Source organism: Eubacterium sp. AM46-8 (genome assembly GCF_003466705.1).
In the GTDB taxonomy this organism is placed as follows: domain Bacteria; phylum Bacillota; class Clostridia; order Lachnospirales; family Lachnospiraceae; genus Lachnospira.
The window spans coordinates 44252-63118 of record NZ_QSEU01000014.1; the positions used below are offsets into that span (position 1 = coordinate 44252).

Below are 18867 nucleotides of genomic sequence, written 5' to 3' on the forward strand. Positions count from 1 at the left end.
CTTTCTTATGAAAATGATTATGAGATTCCTTAAGGATTACAAGAAGGAATGCGTTCTGGCACCGCTTTTTAAGATGCTCGAAGCAATATTTGAGTTGTTTGTGCCGCTGGTGGTATCATCAGTTATCGATAGGGGTATTGTTAATGCGGATAAGGGATACATTATGCAGATGTGTCTTATGCTTATACTTCTTGCAATCATAGGACTTGTATGTGCCATAACAGCACAGTATTTCAGCGCCAAGGCTGCAGTTGGAGCAGCAACCGGAATGAGACACAGTTTATTTGCACATATCCAGACATTCTCATTCACAGAGATGGATACACTTGGTACATCGACACTTGTAACAAGAATGACAAGTGATATTAACCAGGTACAGAATGGTATTAACATGGTACTGCGACTGTTCCTTCGTTCACCATTTATCGTATTTGGTGCGATGATTATGGCGTTCACTATTGATGTGAAGGCAGCACTTGTATTCGTTGCGGCAATCCCGGTACTTGCACTTATCGTATTCGGTATCATGCTTGCAACAAGGCCTATGTACAAGAATGTACAGTCAGGACTTGATAAGATTCTTGGAATAACAAGAGAGAACCTTACCGGTGTGAGAGTTATCAGAGCATTCAATAAGGAACAGGATGAGGTTAAGCGTTTCAAAAACGATAACGAAAGCCTTAACAGATTGCAGAAATTCGTTGGTAAGATATCAGGACTTATGAATCCACTTACTTATGTTGTTGTAAATGTATCAATAATTGCACTTATCTGGATTGGCGGAGTAAGAGTTAACGCTGGTGCGCTTACACAGGGACAGGTTGTTGCACTTTACAATTATATGTCACAGATATTAGTTGAGCTTATCAAGCTTGCCAATCTTATCATTACAATAACTAAAGCACTTGCATGTGCAGGCAGAATCGAGTCTGTATTCGAGGTAAAATCAGGAATGTCAGATGGTGATGTTAACAATGTTGATGCTAAAGAAGAGACACCGAGCGTTGAATTTAAAAATGTTTCACTTACCTACAGCGGTTCAGGTGCACCTTCAGTTGAAGGAATTAATTTCAAGGCTATGAAAGGCCAGACAATCGGTGTTATCGGCGGCACCGGTTCAGGTAAATCAAGCCTTGTAAATCTTATACCAAGACTGTATGACACTACACAGGGTGAAGTACTTGTCGATGGCGTCAATGTTAAAGATTACAATATTGAGACTTTAAGAAATAAGGTCGGCATCGTTATGCAGAAAGCAGTACTTTTTAAAGGGACTATAAGAGAGAATATGTGGATGGGAAAGAAGGGTGCTACTGATGAGCAGATAGATGAAGCACTTGAGATTTCACAGTCTAAGGAATTTGTAGATTCTAAGCAGGGACGTCTGGATTATGTTATAGAGCAGGGCGGTAAGAACCTTTCAGGTGGTCAGAGACAGAGACTTACTATTGCAAGAGCAATCGTAAGAAAGCCGGATGTGCTTATTCTTGATGACAGTGCATCAGCCCTTGATTTTGCAACTGATGCAGCACTTAGAAAAGCTATAAGGGGAATGAACAATTCTCCTACTGTGTTCATAGTTTCACAGAGAGCGGCATCACTTATGTATGCTGATCTCATTATCGTATTAGATGACGGACAGGTTGCAGGAATGGGAACACATGACGAGCTTCTTGCAAATTGTGAGGTTTATAAAGAGATATATGAATCACAGTTTAAGAAAGCAGATTCAGAAGGGGGTGTAGCATAATGAAGAAGAATAAATCAACATTTGTAAAACTCCTTAAAAGAATTAAGAAGCACAGCTTTTTTATAATATTATCGCTTATTATGGCAGCAGTAACAGTTGCAACTACACTTTATGTACCAATTCTTGTAGGCCGTGGAATTGACTGCATTATCGGTGTGGATAATGTGGATTTTGCAAAGATTGTGAATATACTTATAAGAATTGGTATATTTGTTGGAATTACAGCACTTTCACAGTGGCTTATGAACATATGTAACAACAGAATCACATATGAAGTAACAAGAGATATAAGAAATGAGGCTATAGAGAAAATTCAGGTTCTTCCACTAAAATACATTGACGGACATTCATATGGTGAGATTGTGAGTCGTGTAATTGCTGATGTTGACCAGTTTGCAGATGGTCTGCTTATGGGATTCACACAGTTCTTTACAGGTGTCATGACTATACTTGGAACACTTATATTCATGATTACAATTAATGCTAAGATTACACTGGCAGTTGTTGTTATCACGCCACTTTCATTTTTAGTTGCAAGCTTTATTGCCAGAAAGACCTTCAGCATGTTCAAACTTCAGTCTGAGACAAGAGGTGAGCAGACAGCACTTATTGATGAAATGATTGGCGGACAGAAGGTAGTTAAGGCTTATGGCTATGAAGATGAGGCGGTAAGAAAATTTGATGAGATTAATGAAAGACTTCAGAAGTATTCCTTAAAGGCAATCTTCTTCTCATCTATTACTAACCCTTCAACAAGATTTGTAAACAGCCTTGTATATGCAAGCGTTGCGATTGTTGGTGCATTTTCAGCTATCAATGGCGGTATCACAGTTGGTCAGTTATCAAGCTTCTTAAGTTATGCCAACCAGTATACTAAACCTTTTAACGAAATATCAGGCGTTGTCACAGAGCTTCAGAACGCTCTTGCCTGTGCAGCCAGAATATTTGAACTTATTGAAGAAGAGCCTGAGATTCCTGATGCTAAAGACGCTAAGGTTGTTGAAGAGGTCGACGGAACAGTTGATCTTAATGATGTATGCTTTTCCTATGTATCTGACAGGAAGCTTATTGAGAACTTCAATCTTCATGTTAAGAAGGGACAGAGAATAGCGATTGTAGGACCTACGGGTTGTGGAAAGACGACAGTTATTAATCTTCTTATGAGATTCTATGATGTTAACAGCGGAAGCATTGATGTATCAGGAACTGATATAAGACAGATGACCAGAAAGTCTTTAAGACAGGGCTTTGGTATGGTTCTTCAGGAGACATGGCTAAAGTCAGGGACTATAAGAGAGAATATTGTTATGGGTAATCCGAATGCTACAGAGGAAGAGATTATAGCTGCAGCAAAGGCAGCGCATTCATATGGATTCATCAAGAGAATGTCTAATGGATTCGACACAGTTATAGGCGAGGATGGCGGAAGCCTTTCGCAGGGGCAGAAGCAGCTTTTATGTATTACAAGAATTATGCTTGCAAAGCCGCCAATGCTTATTCTTGATGAGGCTACATCTTCTATTGATACAAGAACAGAAATAAAGATACAGAACGCATTTGCAAAGCTGATGGAGGGAAGAACAAGCTTTATCGTAGCCCACAGACTTTCAACTATCCAGTCTGCGGATGTTATTCTTGTTATGAAAGACGGACATATTATAGAGCAGGGTAATCATGAAGAATTACTGGCTAAGAACGGATTCTATCACAAGCTGTATTACAGCCAGTTTGATACAGCAGCCCAGAATTAATGTGGAGATATATGTATGTTTATAGAGGCGGAGAATATTAGAAAATCATATGGCAGGAAAACGACAGTGCTTAACGGCGCTTCGTTTCATGCTGCCAGCGGAGAGTATATTGCCATAGTCGGTGCCAACGGCTGTGGCAAATCTACTCTTCTGGAGATACTTGCAGGAAGTCTTAAGGCTGATGGAGGGAGTCTTAAGATAGACGGCATTGATGCATTTGCAGATGCAAAGTTGTTTCAGAAATATATAGGTTTTGTGCCGCAGGAGAATCCGCTTATGGAGAAGCTGTCGGCAAGGGATAATCTTAAATTCTGGTACTGTGATACCGGAAGAAATATGGAAGCAGACTTACAGGGCGGTGTTCCTGCAGTGTTAGGAGTGTCAGGATATCTTGACAAACGTGTTGATAAGCTGTCAGGAGGCATGAAGAAGCGTTTAAGCATATGCTGTGCACTGGCTAAGAATCCACCTGTACTTATATTAGATGAGCCGGGTGCTTCACTGGATATTGTGTGTAAACAGGATATTATGAATTATCTGTCTGCTTACACGAAAAGCGGAGGTACAGTCATTATAACAAGCCACGAAGAAGGTGAATTAAGGCTTGCTGACAGAATGTACCTTTTAAAGAATGGTAAGCTTAATGAACTTGACCATCCGGTTACAGGCAATGAACTTTTAGAGATTATTCACAGATAGATTTAATTGGGGGATTAGATGAGAAGGAAACTGGAATTATTAAAATTGCAGATTAAATCCGCATTTTTATCTATACCGAAGATAATTCTGGGTACGATAGTGACGGCAGTGCTTGTTATTGCAATAAGTACATGCATAGGCATTGCAACGGCACAGGACAGTGACATGAGGATGAAGGTTGCTGTTGTGTATCCTGATTATGATGATACAGAAAACTCTGATTCGGCAGATAATAATAAGGAGTTTCGATATATTAAGATGGCATTCAATTATGTCAGTGAGATAGACACAATTAAGAATGTCTGTACATTTGAATATACTGACAGACAGAAGGCTATAGATGGTTTAAGAAATAATTATTATGTTATGGCTATTATTGTGCCAGAGAATATGATAAGTGATATTATGTCGGGCGAGAATACACCTGTTGAGGTTGTGTGTCAGTCAGAGGGCGTTAATAATACCTCGATGATATTCCGTGAGATGGTGAGGGCAGGAGGCTCTGACCTTGCAACTGCAGAAGCGGGGATATATACATTTGACGATTTGTTCAATGGTGTGCTTAAGAATTACAAGGGGCTGCGTGGAACACATGAGAATAAGCTTAATGACATATATCTTTCATATGCGCTTAACAGAAGCATATACTTTAAGACAAGGGATATATCGGCTAAAGAAGGTCTGAGTACAGTACAGTTTTATGTATGTACAGCAATTGTAATGATGCGTTTATTTAGCGCAATAACATGCGCCGGTAATATGAAGGGTGATAGCAGAACGCTTGCAAAGAGTCTTAAAGGTGTGGGAATATCAGCATTTGATACAGGAATTGCAAGAACTACCGGATTTGGCATTGTGTATATAGTGATATTTGAAGTGCTTTTTATTATAATTAATGTAATGAGGCTGGGGATACCTGCAATATCAGGAGTTATGGCAGTTTCGACAGTTGGAGAATTCATTGCTTCCATACTGGGAATTGTGGTGCTTGTGTATGCGGCAGTTTCATTTATAAACTGTATATTCTCCGTAGTCGACGACACGGTGTATTCAGTTATTACGGTGTGTATCCTTGGAATGGCGTGCATGTATGCATCCGGATGTATTGTTTCATCAGCATTTCTTGCGCCGGGGGTGCGGGTTGTTGGCATGTATCTTCCGACTAACGGCTTATTCACACTTGCAGGTCAGATAATTAAGGGAACTGTGGATATCAGTACCATTATAACAAATGTTTTGTGGATAATTATATTTCAGGCAGCAGGGGCATTGGCGGTTAAGATAAGGAGAGACAGATAATGAAAAGATTGTTATACTGGCTGTATCTGCTTGTTAAAAGGCAGTTAAAGAATCCTGTGATTGTCGTGGCGCTTATTGCAATGCCGGTTGCAGCGTTAATAATTACGCATACCGCGTCTCTTAAGGAAACAGGGCCTGTAAGGGTTGGAATAGTGCTTGAAGATGACGATAAGATTGCCATAATGACAAGAGATTATCTTGTGAATGGCAATTATTCAGTTCAATTCTACGAAGCAGAATCGCAGGAAAAGCTTGAACAGGATATAATGAATAAATATACAGAGTGCGGCTATGTAGTTGGTACAGGGCTTAAGGATAAGCTTGACAGTGGCAGCTACAGAGACATTATAGAGCTTATCATATGCAGGTCAGATTTTGTCAGTTCAATGACTGACGAGATATTCTTTTCTGCTATGTTTAAGGCGTACTCGCCGGAGGTTGCAGTTAATTATGTTAATTCTGTAGACATATTTAAAAAGCATGCAGAAAAGGCAGAGGAAGAGATAAGAAAAGGGTACAGGGAATACATATCTGGAGATGACACATTCAGAATTGATTTTAAGGTGTTAGACGGTGCACAGGATAATGGTACACAGCTTGAAGATAAGACAGGAGAGTTTCCGTTAAGGGCATTGCTTATAATTCTTGTATATATAGGCGGACTTTTTGGAATCGTGGAATATTATCTTGATAAGAATTCAGGAACATTTATAACACTGCCCCGTATGTACCGTGTTGCAGGAAAGCCGTTGTATGCATTCATATCGTGTGTACTTTTTGCAGTATCAGCAATTCTAACACTTGCGGTGGCAGGACAGCTTAATGGCACAGCAGATATTCTTCATATGGCTGTGTATGTAATAGCAGTTACTTTATTTGCATGGTTTGTGGCAATAGCTGTAAGGAGTGCCAATGCAATGATTTCAATAATACCGGTGCTTCTTATAGCGTGTCTTATATTATGTCCGGTATTCATTAATATAACGGCATATGTGCCATTTGCAAAATATATAAGAGCATTGCTGCTTCCGTGGTATATGCTTAAGTAGGAGGATGGGATACGGTGAATAATAAGAAAAACGTATATTTGACATTATCCAGATTGGCTATGCGGGCTTAACCTTCCAAGGGGACTGATTCTTGCAGCAGTGTTAAGAAATGGTGAGACACTTATGCCTAAGGGTGATATAGTATTCGTATTCTCAAAGCGTTATATGGCAGATGCACAGACAATAAGCGTATAGAGGGTGATTGATTATGATGATATTTGTGACAACTACAGATGCATTAGCAGATGAAAAGATATATGAAAAGGCGTATTCGCTTATTCCGGAATACAGGAGAGTTAAGGCTGATAAGATGAAAATGCGTGAAAATAAGCTGCAAACTGTGACGGCAGGCCTGCTTCTTAATTATGCAGTAGGAAAATGGAGAAACAGAGTTAACGGAGAAGGCGATAGTGTTTACTATGAAAATGTGGGCATTTTTTCTGTGATAGAAGCAAATAATCAGTGTTTTGATTATGAAATAGCTTATAATTTGCAAGGAAAACCATATTTTTTGTTACATCGTGAAATTTTTTTCAATATCTCTCATTCGTTTAACTATGTAGTATGTGTTATAGGCGATAAACCAGTCGGAATTGATATAGAAGGAGGCCGCAAAGGTAGACAGAATCTGGCACGGCGCTTTTTTGACAAGGCTGAGTCTGATTGGATAGAAGAAGCCGAAAGTGATGAGAGATTCTTCAGAATATGGACTCTGAAAGAGGCATATGGCAAGGCAACAGGTTTTGGTGTACTTGAAGTTTTAGATAAAATAGTTTATATATTAGAGCAGGGGAAAATTAAAGCATATATAGGTGGAATTCCCCAGAATTTCATTATTGTAGAAAAAAAAATAGATAAGTTCAGATTATCAGCAATACAATTGTGAAATTTATAGCATACTGTCAATTAATGAGTTGAAAAACATTTACAAAGGCAGTATAATAGATAATGTGTATATCTATGGAAAGCCTAAGGAGGGTTTTATGAGCAGAAATCATTTTAACGAATTAAGTCCATGTGAAGCATTAATTATGAAGCTTATATGGGAGGCACCACAGGACATACCTGTGCAGGAACTTATTGATCGGTTAAGAGACGATTATGGTAAGGATTACGCAAGGACAACAGTTGTTACTTTCGTAGGTAAGTTGAAGGACAAGAGATTTGTTGACACATACCGTAAAGGAAAGGCAGCATTTATTCATCCTCTTCGTTTAGAAGAAGAATACAGAAGACAGTTGTTAAAGGAAGAGGCTGACTTCTGGTTCAATGGAAAGGCTGTTGACATGGTAGCTTCTATCTGTGAATCACAGAAGTTAGAAGATGATGAAATTAAGAGAATTAAGAAGATTCTTAATGGTCTTAATAAGTAACAATTACATTAGTAAAAGCAATAAAAAGCATCACCTGATACGAAAGTCGGATTCGTTAGGTGATGCTTTTTTGTTATGCATATATTATATAATTAATGGTTTTTATCCTGATATTCAAGTGCTGCTGTTATGAAACCTCTGAATAATGGATGTGGACGATTAGGTCTTGACTTTAACTCTGGATGAGCCTGTGTGGCAACGAACCAAGGATGATTCTTTAATTCTATCATCTCAACAATTCTTCCGTCAGGAGATATTCCTGAAAGCATCATACCATTCTCAGTAAGAACTTTTCTGTAATCATTATTAACTTCATATCTGTGTCTGTGACGTTCATGTATAAGCTCTTCGCCATAGAGTTCATAAGCTTTGCTTGTTTTATCAAGTACACAAGGATAAGAACCAAGTCTTAATGTACCGCCGATATCATCAATGCCTTCCTGGTCTGGCATAAGATGTATAACAGGGTGGGTTGTGTTAGGATTAAGTTCAACACTGTGTGCGTCGTCATATCCTATAACATTTCTTGCAAATTCAACAATTGAAAGCTGCATTCCCAGGCACAATCCTAAGAATGGAATATTATGTTCTCTGGCATAACGGATAGCTTCAATCTTTCCTTCTGTACCTCTGTCACCGAATCCGCCTGGAACTAATATGCCAGATACTTCAGAGAGAAGCTCATCAGCAGTTTCAGGAGTTACAGTTTCTGAATCAATCCATTTGATAGTTACATCACATGAATTATATACACCACCATGCTTTAATGCTTCAACAACACTGATATAAGCATCATGAAGCTGGATATATTTACCAACTAATGCAACAGTTACCTTCTTAGTAGGATTCTTCCAGGCCTTGCACATTGCTCTCCATTCATCAAGATCTGGTTCTGGACAGTCAAGGTGTAAACATTCACATGCTACCTGTGCAAGATGTTCTTCTTCCATTGCAAGAGGTGCATCATAAAGAATCTCAACATCTAAGTTCTGAAGTACATGAGATTTAGGTACATTACAGAAAAGTGCTATCTTATCTTTGATACCGGCCTCAAGTGGATGTTCTGTACGGCACACAAGAATGTCCGGACGGATTCCCATTCCCTGAAGTTCCTTAACACTTGCCTGAGTTGGCTTAGTCTTCATCTCACCAGATGCCTTAAGATAAGGAATAAGCGTTACATGAATAAGAATTGCGTTCTCATGTCCGACTTCATGCTGGAACTGTCTGATTGCCTCAAGGAAAGGCTGACTCTCTATATCTCCAACAGTACCGCCAACTTCTATAATTGCAATTTTAGTTTCATCAGTTGAATAATCTCTGAAAAAACGGCTCTTTATTTCATTAGTAATATGAGGGATTACCTGGACTGTGCCTCCACCGAAATCTCCACGGCGTTCCTTCTGTAATACAGACCAGTATACTTTACCGGTAGTTACATTAGAATTCTTATTAAGGCTCTCATCAATAAATCTTTCATAGTGACCAAGGTCAAGGTCTGTCTCAGCACCATCGTCAGTTACGAAAACTTCTCCGTGCTGGATAGGGTTCATAGTACCTGGATCAATATTAATATAAGGGTCAAACTTCTGCATGGTTACAGAAAAACCACGGGCTTTAAGCAGTCTGCCTAAAGATGCGGCAGTGATACCTTTTCCTAAACCGGAAACAACACCACCTGTTACAAATACATATTTAACAGCCATCTTATCCTCCAATCTGAATGTGTAATCAAAAAAATATGCAATATTATACAGCCCTGTATTATAAATTTCCATAGTTTAAAGAAAAAAACTAAGAATATAAAGTAAATATAAACATCTTATTAAACACTTAGATTTTGGTTGATTTATATTTTTTCCTTCTTTATAATGAAAACAGACTTATTTGGAAATGCTTAAGATAAGTACAGTATCATATCAGGAGAAGAGTATGGATAATTATAACAACAACGGTTATGACAATGGTTATAATAATAACGATAACCGCAACAATAATCGTAATAACAACAATAATAACAAGAAGCCAAAGAATGTTAACCTTATAATATTCATTATTATAGCGGCAGTTGTAACATTTATAGGGCTTACGCTTCTTAGCAATATGTTTAAGAATGCGACATACAAGGAGATAAGCTACGACCAGTTCATGCAGATGATTGATGAAGATAAGGTAAAGAAAGTAGCATTAGAGCAGGACAGAATCCTTATTACACCAGTTGAAGAGGAGAAACAGTCTGGCATAGCAGGAGTTTCATACACATATTATACAGGATATGTTAATGATGATACTCTTGTACCGCTTCTTAAGAGAAAAGGAATTGAGTTTGAAGGATATATTCCGGATTCAAGTTCTTCAATCGTAGAATTTCTGCTAGCATATGTGCTGCCATTTTTATTTATATATATAATATTTGCATTTGTATATAGAAGAATTGCTAAGAATGGTGGAATGATGGGTGGAATGGGTGTTGGAAAGAGCAATGCCAAAGTATATGTCCAGAAAAAGACAGGTGTTACATTCAAGGATGTTGCAGGTCAGGATGAAGCTAAGGAATCTCTTACAGAGATTGTTGATTTCTTACATTACCCTGAGAAATATGCCAAGATTGGCGCAAAGCTTCCTAAGGGTGCACTTTTAGTAGGACCTCCTGGAACAGGTAAGACGCTTCTTGCCAAGGCTGTAGCCGGTGAGGCAGATGTACCTTTCTTCTCACTTGCAGGTTCTGATTTCGTTGAGATGTTCGTTGGTGTCGGTGCATCACGAGTAAGAGACTTGTTCAAGGAAGCAACTAAGCAGGCTCCTTGTATTATATTTATTGATGAGATTGATGCTATTGGTAAGAGCAGAGATTCCAAGTATGGCGGTGGCAATGACGAGCGTGAGCAGACATTAAACCAGTTACTTGCAGAGATGGATGGTTTTGATTCTTCTAAGGGAATATTTATTCTTGCAGCAACTAACAGACCAGAGGTACTTGATAAGGCTTTACTTAGACCAGGCCGTCTTGACAGAAGAATTACCGTTGACAGACCTGATAAGAAAGGAAGAATTGAGACTCTTAAGGTACATTCTAAGGATGTACTTATGGATGATACAGTTGATTTTGATGAGATTGCGATGGCAACAAGTGGTCTTGTAGGTTCAGACCTTGCCAATATCATTAATGAAGCTGCTATTGCGGCAGTTAAGAACGGAAGAAATGTTGTTACCCAGAAGGACCTTCTTGGCGCTTTTGATACAGTTGTAGCAGGTAAGGAGAAGAAGGAAAGAGTTCTTAGCAAGAAGGAAAAGCAGGTTGTTGCTTACCATGAGATTGGACATGCCCTTATAAGAGCTATCAAGAATAATTCTGATCCGGTCCAGAAGATTACTATTATACCTCATACTAATGGTTCACTGGGTTATGTGCTTAACTTCCCAGAGGAAGAGAAGCATCTTGAGACTAAGGATGAACTTATGACAGACCTTATATCACTTGTTGGTGGCCGTGCTGCAGAAGAAGTTGTATTTGGTTCAGTTACTAATGGTGCTTATGATGATATCAAGAAGGCAACTAACCTTGCCAAGACAATGATTACAAGATATGGTATGTCAGACAGATTCGGACTTGTTGCATTATCAACAGTCGAAGATGAGTATCTTAGCGGAAGAGCATCTATGAACTGTGCACAGGCAACAGAGGCTGAAGTTGATGATGAAGTAAAGAAGCTTATTGCGTCATGCTATGAAGAGGCTAAGCAGATTATAAGAGATAACAGAGAAGTAATGGATCAGCTTGCAAGATACCTGTATGACCATGAGACTATCACAGGCAAGGAATTCATGAAGATATTCAGAGAGGCAAAGGGAATCCCTGAACCAGTGGATACTTCATTATTCTCAACATCAGAGAAGGTTGCAGAGAGTGTAACATTTAATGAAGATGGAAGTTATTCATCAACAGTTAGTGGTGAGCCCGAGAGCGATATATGGAAGAATATAACTAACCATTCAGATGATAATAATAATGAACATCATGACAATTCAGATGATAAGAATGATGGAACACAGGAATAATAAGAATATTTAAGCATAAGACAGGAGTCCGAGATAATCAGGCTCCTGTTTATTATTATTGCGTGTAGATATATGACGGAAAATGTGGTATATTTTTTCTATTGATTTCAATATGTATCGTTATTTGATTGTTTAAGATTAAGGGGAAAATCTATGAGTTTTACACATTTGCATGTGCATACAGAATATTCACTGCTGGACGGTTCCAGCAAGATTAAAGAGATAACGAAAAGAGCGAAAGAGCTTGGAATGGACAGCCTGGCAATAACTGACCATGGCGTAATGTATGGTGTTATAGCATTTTATGAGGCGGCTAAGAAGGTCGGAATCAAGCCGATTCTTGGATGCGAAGTATATGTTGCTCCCGGCTCAAGATTTGATAAAGGCGCAGGGCAGAGCGAGGACAAATACAATCATCTTGTACTTCTTGCAGAGAATAACACAGGTTATCAGAACCTTATGAAGATAGTTTCAAAGGGATTTACAGAAGGATTTTATTATAAGCCAAGAGTAGATAAGGAAGTATTAAGGGAATATCATGATGGCATTATTGCAACAAGTGCGTGTCTTGCAGGAGAAGTGCAGAGATATCTTTCAAGAGGCATGTATGAGACAGCAAGAGATGTTGCATTAGAGCTTCAGGATATATTTGGTAAGGGTAATTTCTTCCTTGAATTGCAGGACCATGGAATTGCGGAACAGCATTATGTCAATCCGCAGCTTATGCGTATGCATAAAGAGACAGGAATTGAGCTTATATGTACCAATGATGTTCATTACACATATGCAGATGATGTAGATGCACACGATATATTATTGTGTATCCAGACTGGTAAGAAGCTCTCAGACGAGAACAGAATGCGTTATGAGGGCGGACAGTTCTACTTAAAGTCAGAGGAAGAGATGGCGGAATTGTTCAAATACGCACCAGAGGCTGTCGAGAATACACATAAGATAGCAGAACGATGTAATGTTGAGATAGAATTCGGAGTTACTAAGCTTCCAGCATTTGATGTACCAGAAGAATATGGAAAGAATTCATGGGTATATCTTAATGCGTTATGTTACGAAGGATTAAAGAAGCGTTATCCTGAAAAGACTGCAGATGTAAGTCTTGAGGATGTTATAGAACAGGCAAAAGCATCAATAGTGGCTGACAGAAAAGATGTTGTTATTAAACGTGCGAAAGATACTAATGATATATTTCAGAGACTTTCGTATGAACTGTCAGTTATCTACTCAATGGGATATGTAGATTATTTCCTTATTGTGTGGGATTACATTAATTATGCCAAGACACACGATATTCCGGTAGGACCGGGACGAGGTTCGGCAGCAGGAAGTCTTGTTGCATACTGTCTTGGAATAACAACACTTGATCCTATTAAGTATAATCTTGTATTTGAGCGATTCTTAAACCCGGAGCGAGTATCCATGCCCGATATTGATGTGGACTTTGCTCCGGAGGGCAGGCAGAGGGTTATTGACTATGTTATAGAGAAATATGGTAAAGAATGCGTATGCCAGATAATTACATTTGGAACAATGGCAGCAAGGGCGGTTATCAAGGATGTAGGCCGCGTTATGGATCTTCCATATGCGATGGTTGATAACATTGCCAAGATGATACCACAGAAGGTCGGTGTCACAATAGACAGTGCCATGAATGGTGATACAGACAGGGATATTAAGCCTAATGCAGAATTTAAGGCACTGTACGAGCAGGATGCGACAGTACATGACCTTATAGATAAAGCCAAGAGACTAGAAGGTCTTCCAAGACATGCATCAGTCCATGCATCAGGTGTTCTTATCAGCCAGAAGGATGTTGGTGAGTATGTTCCTGTTGCAGTAGGCACTGATAATGTCAAGGTAACACAGTTTGAAGGCCCTACATTGGAGCATTTAGGACTGTTAAAGTTCGACTTCTTAGGGCTTAGAAACTTAACTGTAATCCAACAGACAGAGAAGTGCGAACAGCAGATAGATCCTGCGTTCTCAGTGGATAAGATACCATATAATGATAAGGCAGTGTTCGATTGCATAAGTCAGGGCAAATGTGCAGGTATATTCCAGTTAGAGAGTGGTGGAATGAAGAATTTCATGAAGGAATTAAAGCCGGACTGTCTGGAGGATCTGATAGCCGGAATATCACTTTACAGACCGGGACCTATGGATTTCATTCCACAGTATATTAAGGGAAAAGAGAATGCCGGTAACATAACATATGAGTGCCCTCAGTTAGAGCCAATATTAGAGCCTACTTACGGCTGTATGGTGTATCAGGAACAGGTTATGCAGATTGTGCGGGACCTTGCCGGATATTCATGGGGCGGAAGTGATAATGTGCGAAGAGCCATGGCTAAGAAGAAGCTTGATGTGATGGAACAGGAACGCCAGAATTTCGTATATGGTAATGAAGCTAACGGAGTGCCTGGATGTATTAAGAACGGCATAAGCGAGCAGACAGCCAATAAGATATATGATGAGATGATGGACTTTGCAAAATACGCATTTAACAAGTCACATGCGGCTTGCTATGCGGTTGTTGCATATCAGACAGCTTATCTAAAAGTACATTTTCCTGTACAGTATATGGCGTGGCTTATATCGAGTGTTACGGATAAGACAAGCAAGGTTGCAGAATATATTCTTGCGGCAAGGGAGATGGGAATTAAGATACTTCCTGTTGATGTCAACAATTCAGTGGCTGATTTCAGCGTTGAGGGTAAAGATATAAGATTCGGATTTAATGCGGTAAAGAGCATGGGAAGGCCTACAATCAGCGCAATTATTGAAGAGAGAACCAATAACGGCGAGTTCCATTCAATGCAGGATTTCATAACGAGAATGGCTGGCGTAATTAATAAAAGAACTGTGGAACATTTGATATTTGCAGGTGCATTTGACACATTTGGACATACAAGAAGAGGCATGCTCAACGTATATGAAAGAATGATAGATTCGGCTGTTAAGCAGAATAAAGACGCTATCTCAGGGCAGATGTCGCTCTTTGACCTTGTAAGTGAAGAGGATAAACAGAGCCTGGAGATGAAGATTCCTGATATTTCTGAATTCGAGAAGGAGGATCTTCTTGAAAGAGAGAAAGAAGTTCTTGGTGTATATGTAACAGGACATCCTCTTGATGAATATACTGGTATGTGGGAGAAGCATGTATCTGCGAGAAGCACAGATTTCCTTATTGATGAGGAAACAGGAGAAACTAAGGCAGCAGACAGCACTAAGCAGACAATAGGCGGACTTGTAAGGAATATCAAGGTTAATACGACTAAGACAGGGCAGCAGATGGCTTACCTTACAATTGAAGATTTCGTTGGAAGTGTGGAAGTCATACTGTTTCCTAAGGCATATGAGAAGAACAGAAGAGTTCTTGATATGACCAATAAAGTGTTCATTACAGGACGTGTGCAGGCTAACGTAGGTGCAGAGGCAAAGCTTATTGCAGACAGCCTTGTAAGCTTTGACAGTGTACCAAGAAGACTTTGGTTAAGATTTGACAGTCTGGCACAGTATGAAGCGTGCAGGGATGATTTATTTGACATACTTAATGAATCAGATGGTAAAGATACAGTCACAATATATTGTGTGGCAGAGAAGCAAAGAATCGCACTTCCGCCAAGTCAGTGTGTGAAGGTTTCATCGGAGCTGCTTTACATTCTTAAGAATAAATATGGTGAAAAAAATGTTGCTACAACATAAAATTTAATTAAGATTGGTAAAAATTTGTCAAAAAATGAAGATTTTTCTTCTATTATGTGGTAACATAAAACAGAAAATATTATGAAGAGATAAGAAAGGGGAAGTTATGGCAAAGGAAATTAAAACAATAGGCGTATTAACAAGTGGTGGAGATGCTCCAGGCATGAACGCAGCTATCCGTGCAGTTGTCAGAACTGCTTTGAATAAGGGACTTAAGGTCAAAGGTATTCAGAAGGGCTATAACGGACTACTTAATGATGAGATAATCGATATGGACAAGCGAAGCGTTGCTGATATTATCCAGAGAGGTGGAACGGTCCTTTATACAGCACGTTGTATGGAATTCATGACTGAGGAAGGTCAGAAGAAGGGTGCTGAAGTATGCAGAAAGCATGGAATTGACGGAATTGTTGTAATCGGTGGAGACGGTTCATTCAGAGGTGCACAGAAGCTTGCTGCACAGGGAATCAACACAATAGGAATTCCTGGAACTATTGATCTTGATATTGCATGTACAGATTACACAATAGGATTTGATACAGCAGTTAATACAGCAATGGAAGCTATTGATAAAATCAGAGATACATCTACATCGCATGAAAGATGCAGTATTATTGAAGTTATGGGTCGTAATGCAGGATATATTGCATTATGGTGTGGTATTGCCAATGGTGCAGAGGATATCCTTCTTCCAGAAAGATATGACAATGATGAGCAGGCACTTATCAACCATATAATTGAGGGAAGAAAGAAAGGTAAGAAGCACCATCTTATCATTAATGCAGAAGGTATAGGACATTCTACAGGAATGGCAAGAAGAATTGAGGCAGCAACAGGTGTTGAGACAAGAGCTACAATATTAGGATATATGCAGCGTGGTGGTTCTCCAACATGTAAGGACAGAATGTATGCATCTATTATGGGTGCTTATGCAGTTGACCTTCTTGCAGACGGCAAGAGCAACAGACTTGTGGCTTACAAGGATGGCAGATTCGTAGATTATGATATTGATGAAGCACTTGCTATGACGAAAGATATTAATGATTATGAATTTAATATAAGTGCATTACTTTCCAAGTAATATATTTAATAATATTAGGAGTGATACATTTAAAGAAAGGTAACCTGATAATGATAACCAGTACCAGCAGTTCGCAGGTAAAGCATGTGATGTCACTGCTTTCCAAGGCTAAGGAAAGAAAGAAGAATAATGAATATGTGGTAGAGGGAATCCGCATGGTGTCTGAAGTGCCGGAAGATTCACTTGTGAAGATATACATGTCAGAAAGATTCCAGAATAATAATCCTGAATATGCCAGGGAACTGCTAAGAAAACAGGGAATTACTGCAGACATGATTGAGATTGTGGCAGATAATGTATTTGACAGAATGTCACAGACACAGACACCACAGGGAATTATGGCTGTTGTGAAGATGAAGAATAACAGTCTTTCTGATATGCTTGAAGGCAATCCGCTCCTTATACTAGTAGAGAATCTGCAGGATCCCGGCAACCTCGGAACTATCTTAAGAATGGGAGAGGGTGCAGGAGTCACAGGAGTTATCATGAGTCCTAATACTGTGGATATATACAATCCTAAGACTATACGTTCAACGATGGGCTCAATATTCAGAGTGCCATTCGTGTATGTACAGGATTTTAGTGAAGCTGTTACACAGTGTCAGAAAGCCGGCGTTAAGGTCTATGCCGCACATCTTGATGGTAAGAACACATACCTGGGTGAAGATTACAGTACACCGACAGCATTTCTTATAGGTAATGAAGGCAACGGACTTACCGATGGCATTACAAAGCAGGCTGATACGCTCATAAGAATTCCTATGCAGGGAGAAGTAGAATCGTTAAATGCAGCTATAGCGTGTACAATTCTTACATATGAGGCAGTACGCCAGAGAACAATATAGAATACAGATGCTTGCAAACCCGCTCTATGAGCGGGTTTTTAACATATTTGACAAAATGCTGTAACTTTGTTATTATAATTCCGTAATAAATTGTAACAATTCTGTAACAATTTTGCAGGCGTAGCTAAATAAGCCGCCGGAAAGGGAAGTATAATATGAGACTTAGAAGTAGCAAAGCTGCTTGCTATATTGGAGCTGCAATCGTGTTATTCATTACACCAGTTCTTCCAGCAGTAGCGACTACCTATGAGAAAACACAGAATACTGACACGGGAATTAAAGTTGCATCTTATTCGGCTAATACAGAAGAAGTTCTTGTGACTGGGTATGAAGAAACAGGAACATACAAGAATAAGGCAGTAGCAATAACTGATCCTTATCTTGATGTTTATGACACTACAGATGAAGATACATCAGAGGTTGTTGGAAGATTATATACTAACACACTTGTTGATGTTGATTCAGTTGGTAAAGAATGGACTAAAGTGAGTTCAGGAAACTGCGAAGGCTATGTGCTTACACAGTGCTTATGTTTCGGAGAAGAAGCAGAAGCATTAGCACAGGAAGTAGGAACAGATAATCTTCTTACAGGTTATACAATAGCAGAGATTCAGGCTATCGAGGCAGAGGAAGAAGCTGCAAGACTTGCAGAGGAAGCAAGACTTGAGGCAGAAGCAGAGGCAGCAAGAGCTGCTGCAGCAGCAGAGGAAGCCAGAAAACAGAGGATAATCGCTAATACAATATCTGGAACAGATATAACATACAATCCAACTATGAGCGTATCAGATGATGATATATGGCTTATGGCATGTATTATAGACTGGGAGGCTGGATACCAGCCATATGCAGGAAAGCTTGCAGTTGCCAATGTTATTCTTAACAGAGTAAGAAGCGGACATTATCCTGGTACAGTTACAGGGGTTATATATCAGAGATCACAGTTCTCTGGCGTATCTGATGGAGCAGACAATCCATCAGAAAGATTGCGCAAAGACTTGCCAATGGCCCTAGAAATACAGAATGTATGCAGGCAGCACTTGAGGCATTATCAGGTGTTAACAATATAGGTGGTTATACATCATTCAGAGCATTATATACTGTAGATGTTAACAACTATTCAGATTTCGTAATAATTGGAGATCATATATTCCATTAATATGGATATGCAATGTGGTGTGGTTATCAGGAAACTGGTGACTGCACCACATTTTTTGTAAGAAAAGAAGACACATTTGACGAAG

General features: G+C 39.3%; 13 protein-coding genes. 12 read left to right on the forward strand and 1 reads right to left on the reverse strand.

The annotated features are described in order from the left end of the window. Window positions 1-7 precede the first annotated feature (7 nt). From DW963_RS09980 to DW963_RS10010, 7 genes are all read left to right on the forward strand, one after another. On the forward strand, window positions 8-1750 hold the full coding sequence (locus tag DW963_RS09980; RefSeq protein ID WP_117915494.1) for an ABC transporter ATP-binding protein: 1743 nt from the start codon (window positions 8-10) through the stop codon (window positions 1748-1750). Beyond that, on the forward strand, window positions 1750-3501 hold the full coding sequence (locus tag DW963_RS09985) for an ABC transporter ATP-binding protein (protein WP_117915496.1): 1752 nt from the start codon (window positions 1750-1752) through the stop codon (window positions 3499-3501). Before DW963_RS09980 ends, DW963_RS09985 begins: the two co-directional genes overlap by 1 nt. A gap of 15 nt (window positions 3502-3516) precedes the next feature. Beyond that, the gene (locus DW963_RS09990) at window positions 3517-4200 is read left to right on the forward strand and encodes an ABC transporter ATP-binding protein (protein ID WP_117915498.1); all 684 of its coding nucleotides are present in this window, start codon (window positions 3517-3519) and stop codon (window positions 4198-4200) included. Between the two features lie 18 nt (window positions 4201-4218). Then, entirely contained in the window at window positions 4219-5499 is a 1281-nt protein-coding gene (locus DW963_RS09995; protein WP_117915500.1) for an ABC transporter permease, read from the forward strand. Beyond that, entirely contained in the window at window positions 5499-6548 is a 1050-nt protein-coding gene (locus DW963_RS10000; protein WP_117915502.1) for a hypothetical protein, read from the forward strand. The genes DW963_RS09995 and DW963_RS10000 overlap by 1 nt, the downstream gene beginning before the upstream one ends. A 208-nt stretch (window positions 6549-6756) precedes the next feature. Beyond that, window positions 6757-7434: a 4'-phosphopantetheinyl transferase family protein gene (locus tag DW963_RS10005; RefSeq protein WP_117915504.1), complete on the forward strand. Its 678-nt coding sequence runs from the start codon at window positions 6757-6759 to the stop codon at window positions 7432-7434. A gap of 97 nt (window positions 7435-7531) precedes the next feature. Continuing rightward, entirely contained in the window at window positions 7532-7921 is a 390-nt protein-coding gene (locus DW963_RS10010; RefSeq protein WP_117915506.1) for a BlaI/MecI/CopY family transcriptional regulator, read from the forward strand. 92 nt (window positions 7922-8013) lie between these two features. On the opposite strand, the gene pyrG is transcribed toward DW963_RS10010, so the two are convergent. Beyond that, window positions 8014-9627: a CTP synthase gene (pyrG, locus tag DW963_RS10015; protein WP_117915508.1), complete on the reverse strand. Its 1614-nt coding sequence runs from the start codon at window positions 9625-9627 to the stop codon at window positions 8014-8016. Between the two features lie 226 nt (window positions 9628-9853). On the opposite strand from pyrG, the gene ftsH reads away from it, so the two are divergent. The 5 genes from ftsH to DW963_RS10040 all read left to right on the forward strand — a co-directional run bounded on the left by ftsH (window position 9854) and on the right by DW963_RS10040 (window position 18693). Continuing rightward, window positions 9854-11980 (forward strand): ATP-dependent zinc metalloprotease FtsH, encoded by a 2127-nt coding sequence (ftsH, locus tag DW963_RS10020; RefSeq protein WP_243269227.1) that lies wholly within the window; start codon window positions 9854-9856, stop codon window positions 11978-11980. Between the two features lie 153 nt (window positions 11981-12133). Then, complete coding sequence (locus DW963_RS10025; protein ID WP_117915512.1) at window positions 12134-15700, forward strand: DNA polymerase III subunit alpha; 3567 nt, start codon at window positions 12134-12136, stop codon at window positions 15698-15700. A 106-nt stretch (window positions 15701-15806) separates the two neighbouring features. After that, window positions 15807-16781 carry a 6-phosphofructokinase gene (gene pfkA / locus DW963_RS10030; RefSeq protein WP_117915514.1) on the forward strand — a complete coding sequence of 325 codons (975 nt, stop codon included), beginning with the start codon at window positions 15807-15809 and terminating at the stop codon, window positions 16779-16781. 50 nt (window positions 16782-16831) lie between these two features. Further along, window positions 16832-17626, forward strand: coding sequence for a TrmH family RNA methyltransferase (locus DW963_RS10035; RefSeq protein ID WP_117915515.1), 795 nt, complete (start codon window positions 16832-16834; stop codon window positions 17624-17626). Window positions 17627-17781: 155 nt separating this feature from the next. Further along, the gene (locus DW963_RS10040; protein WP_117915517.1) at window positions 17782-18693 is read left to right on the forward strand and encodes a cell wall hydrolase; all 912 of its coding nucleotides are present in this window, start codon (window positions 17782-17784) and stop codon (window positions 18691-18693) included. Window positions 18694-18867: the final 174 nt, after the last annotated feature.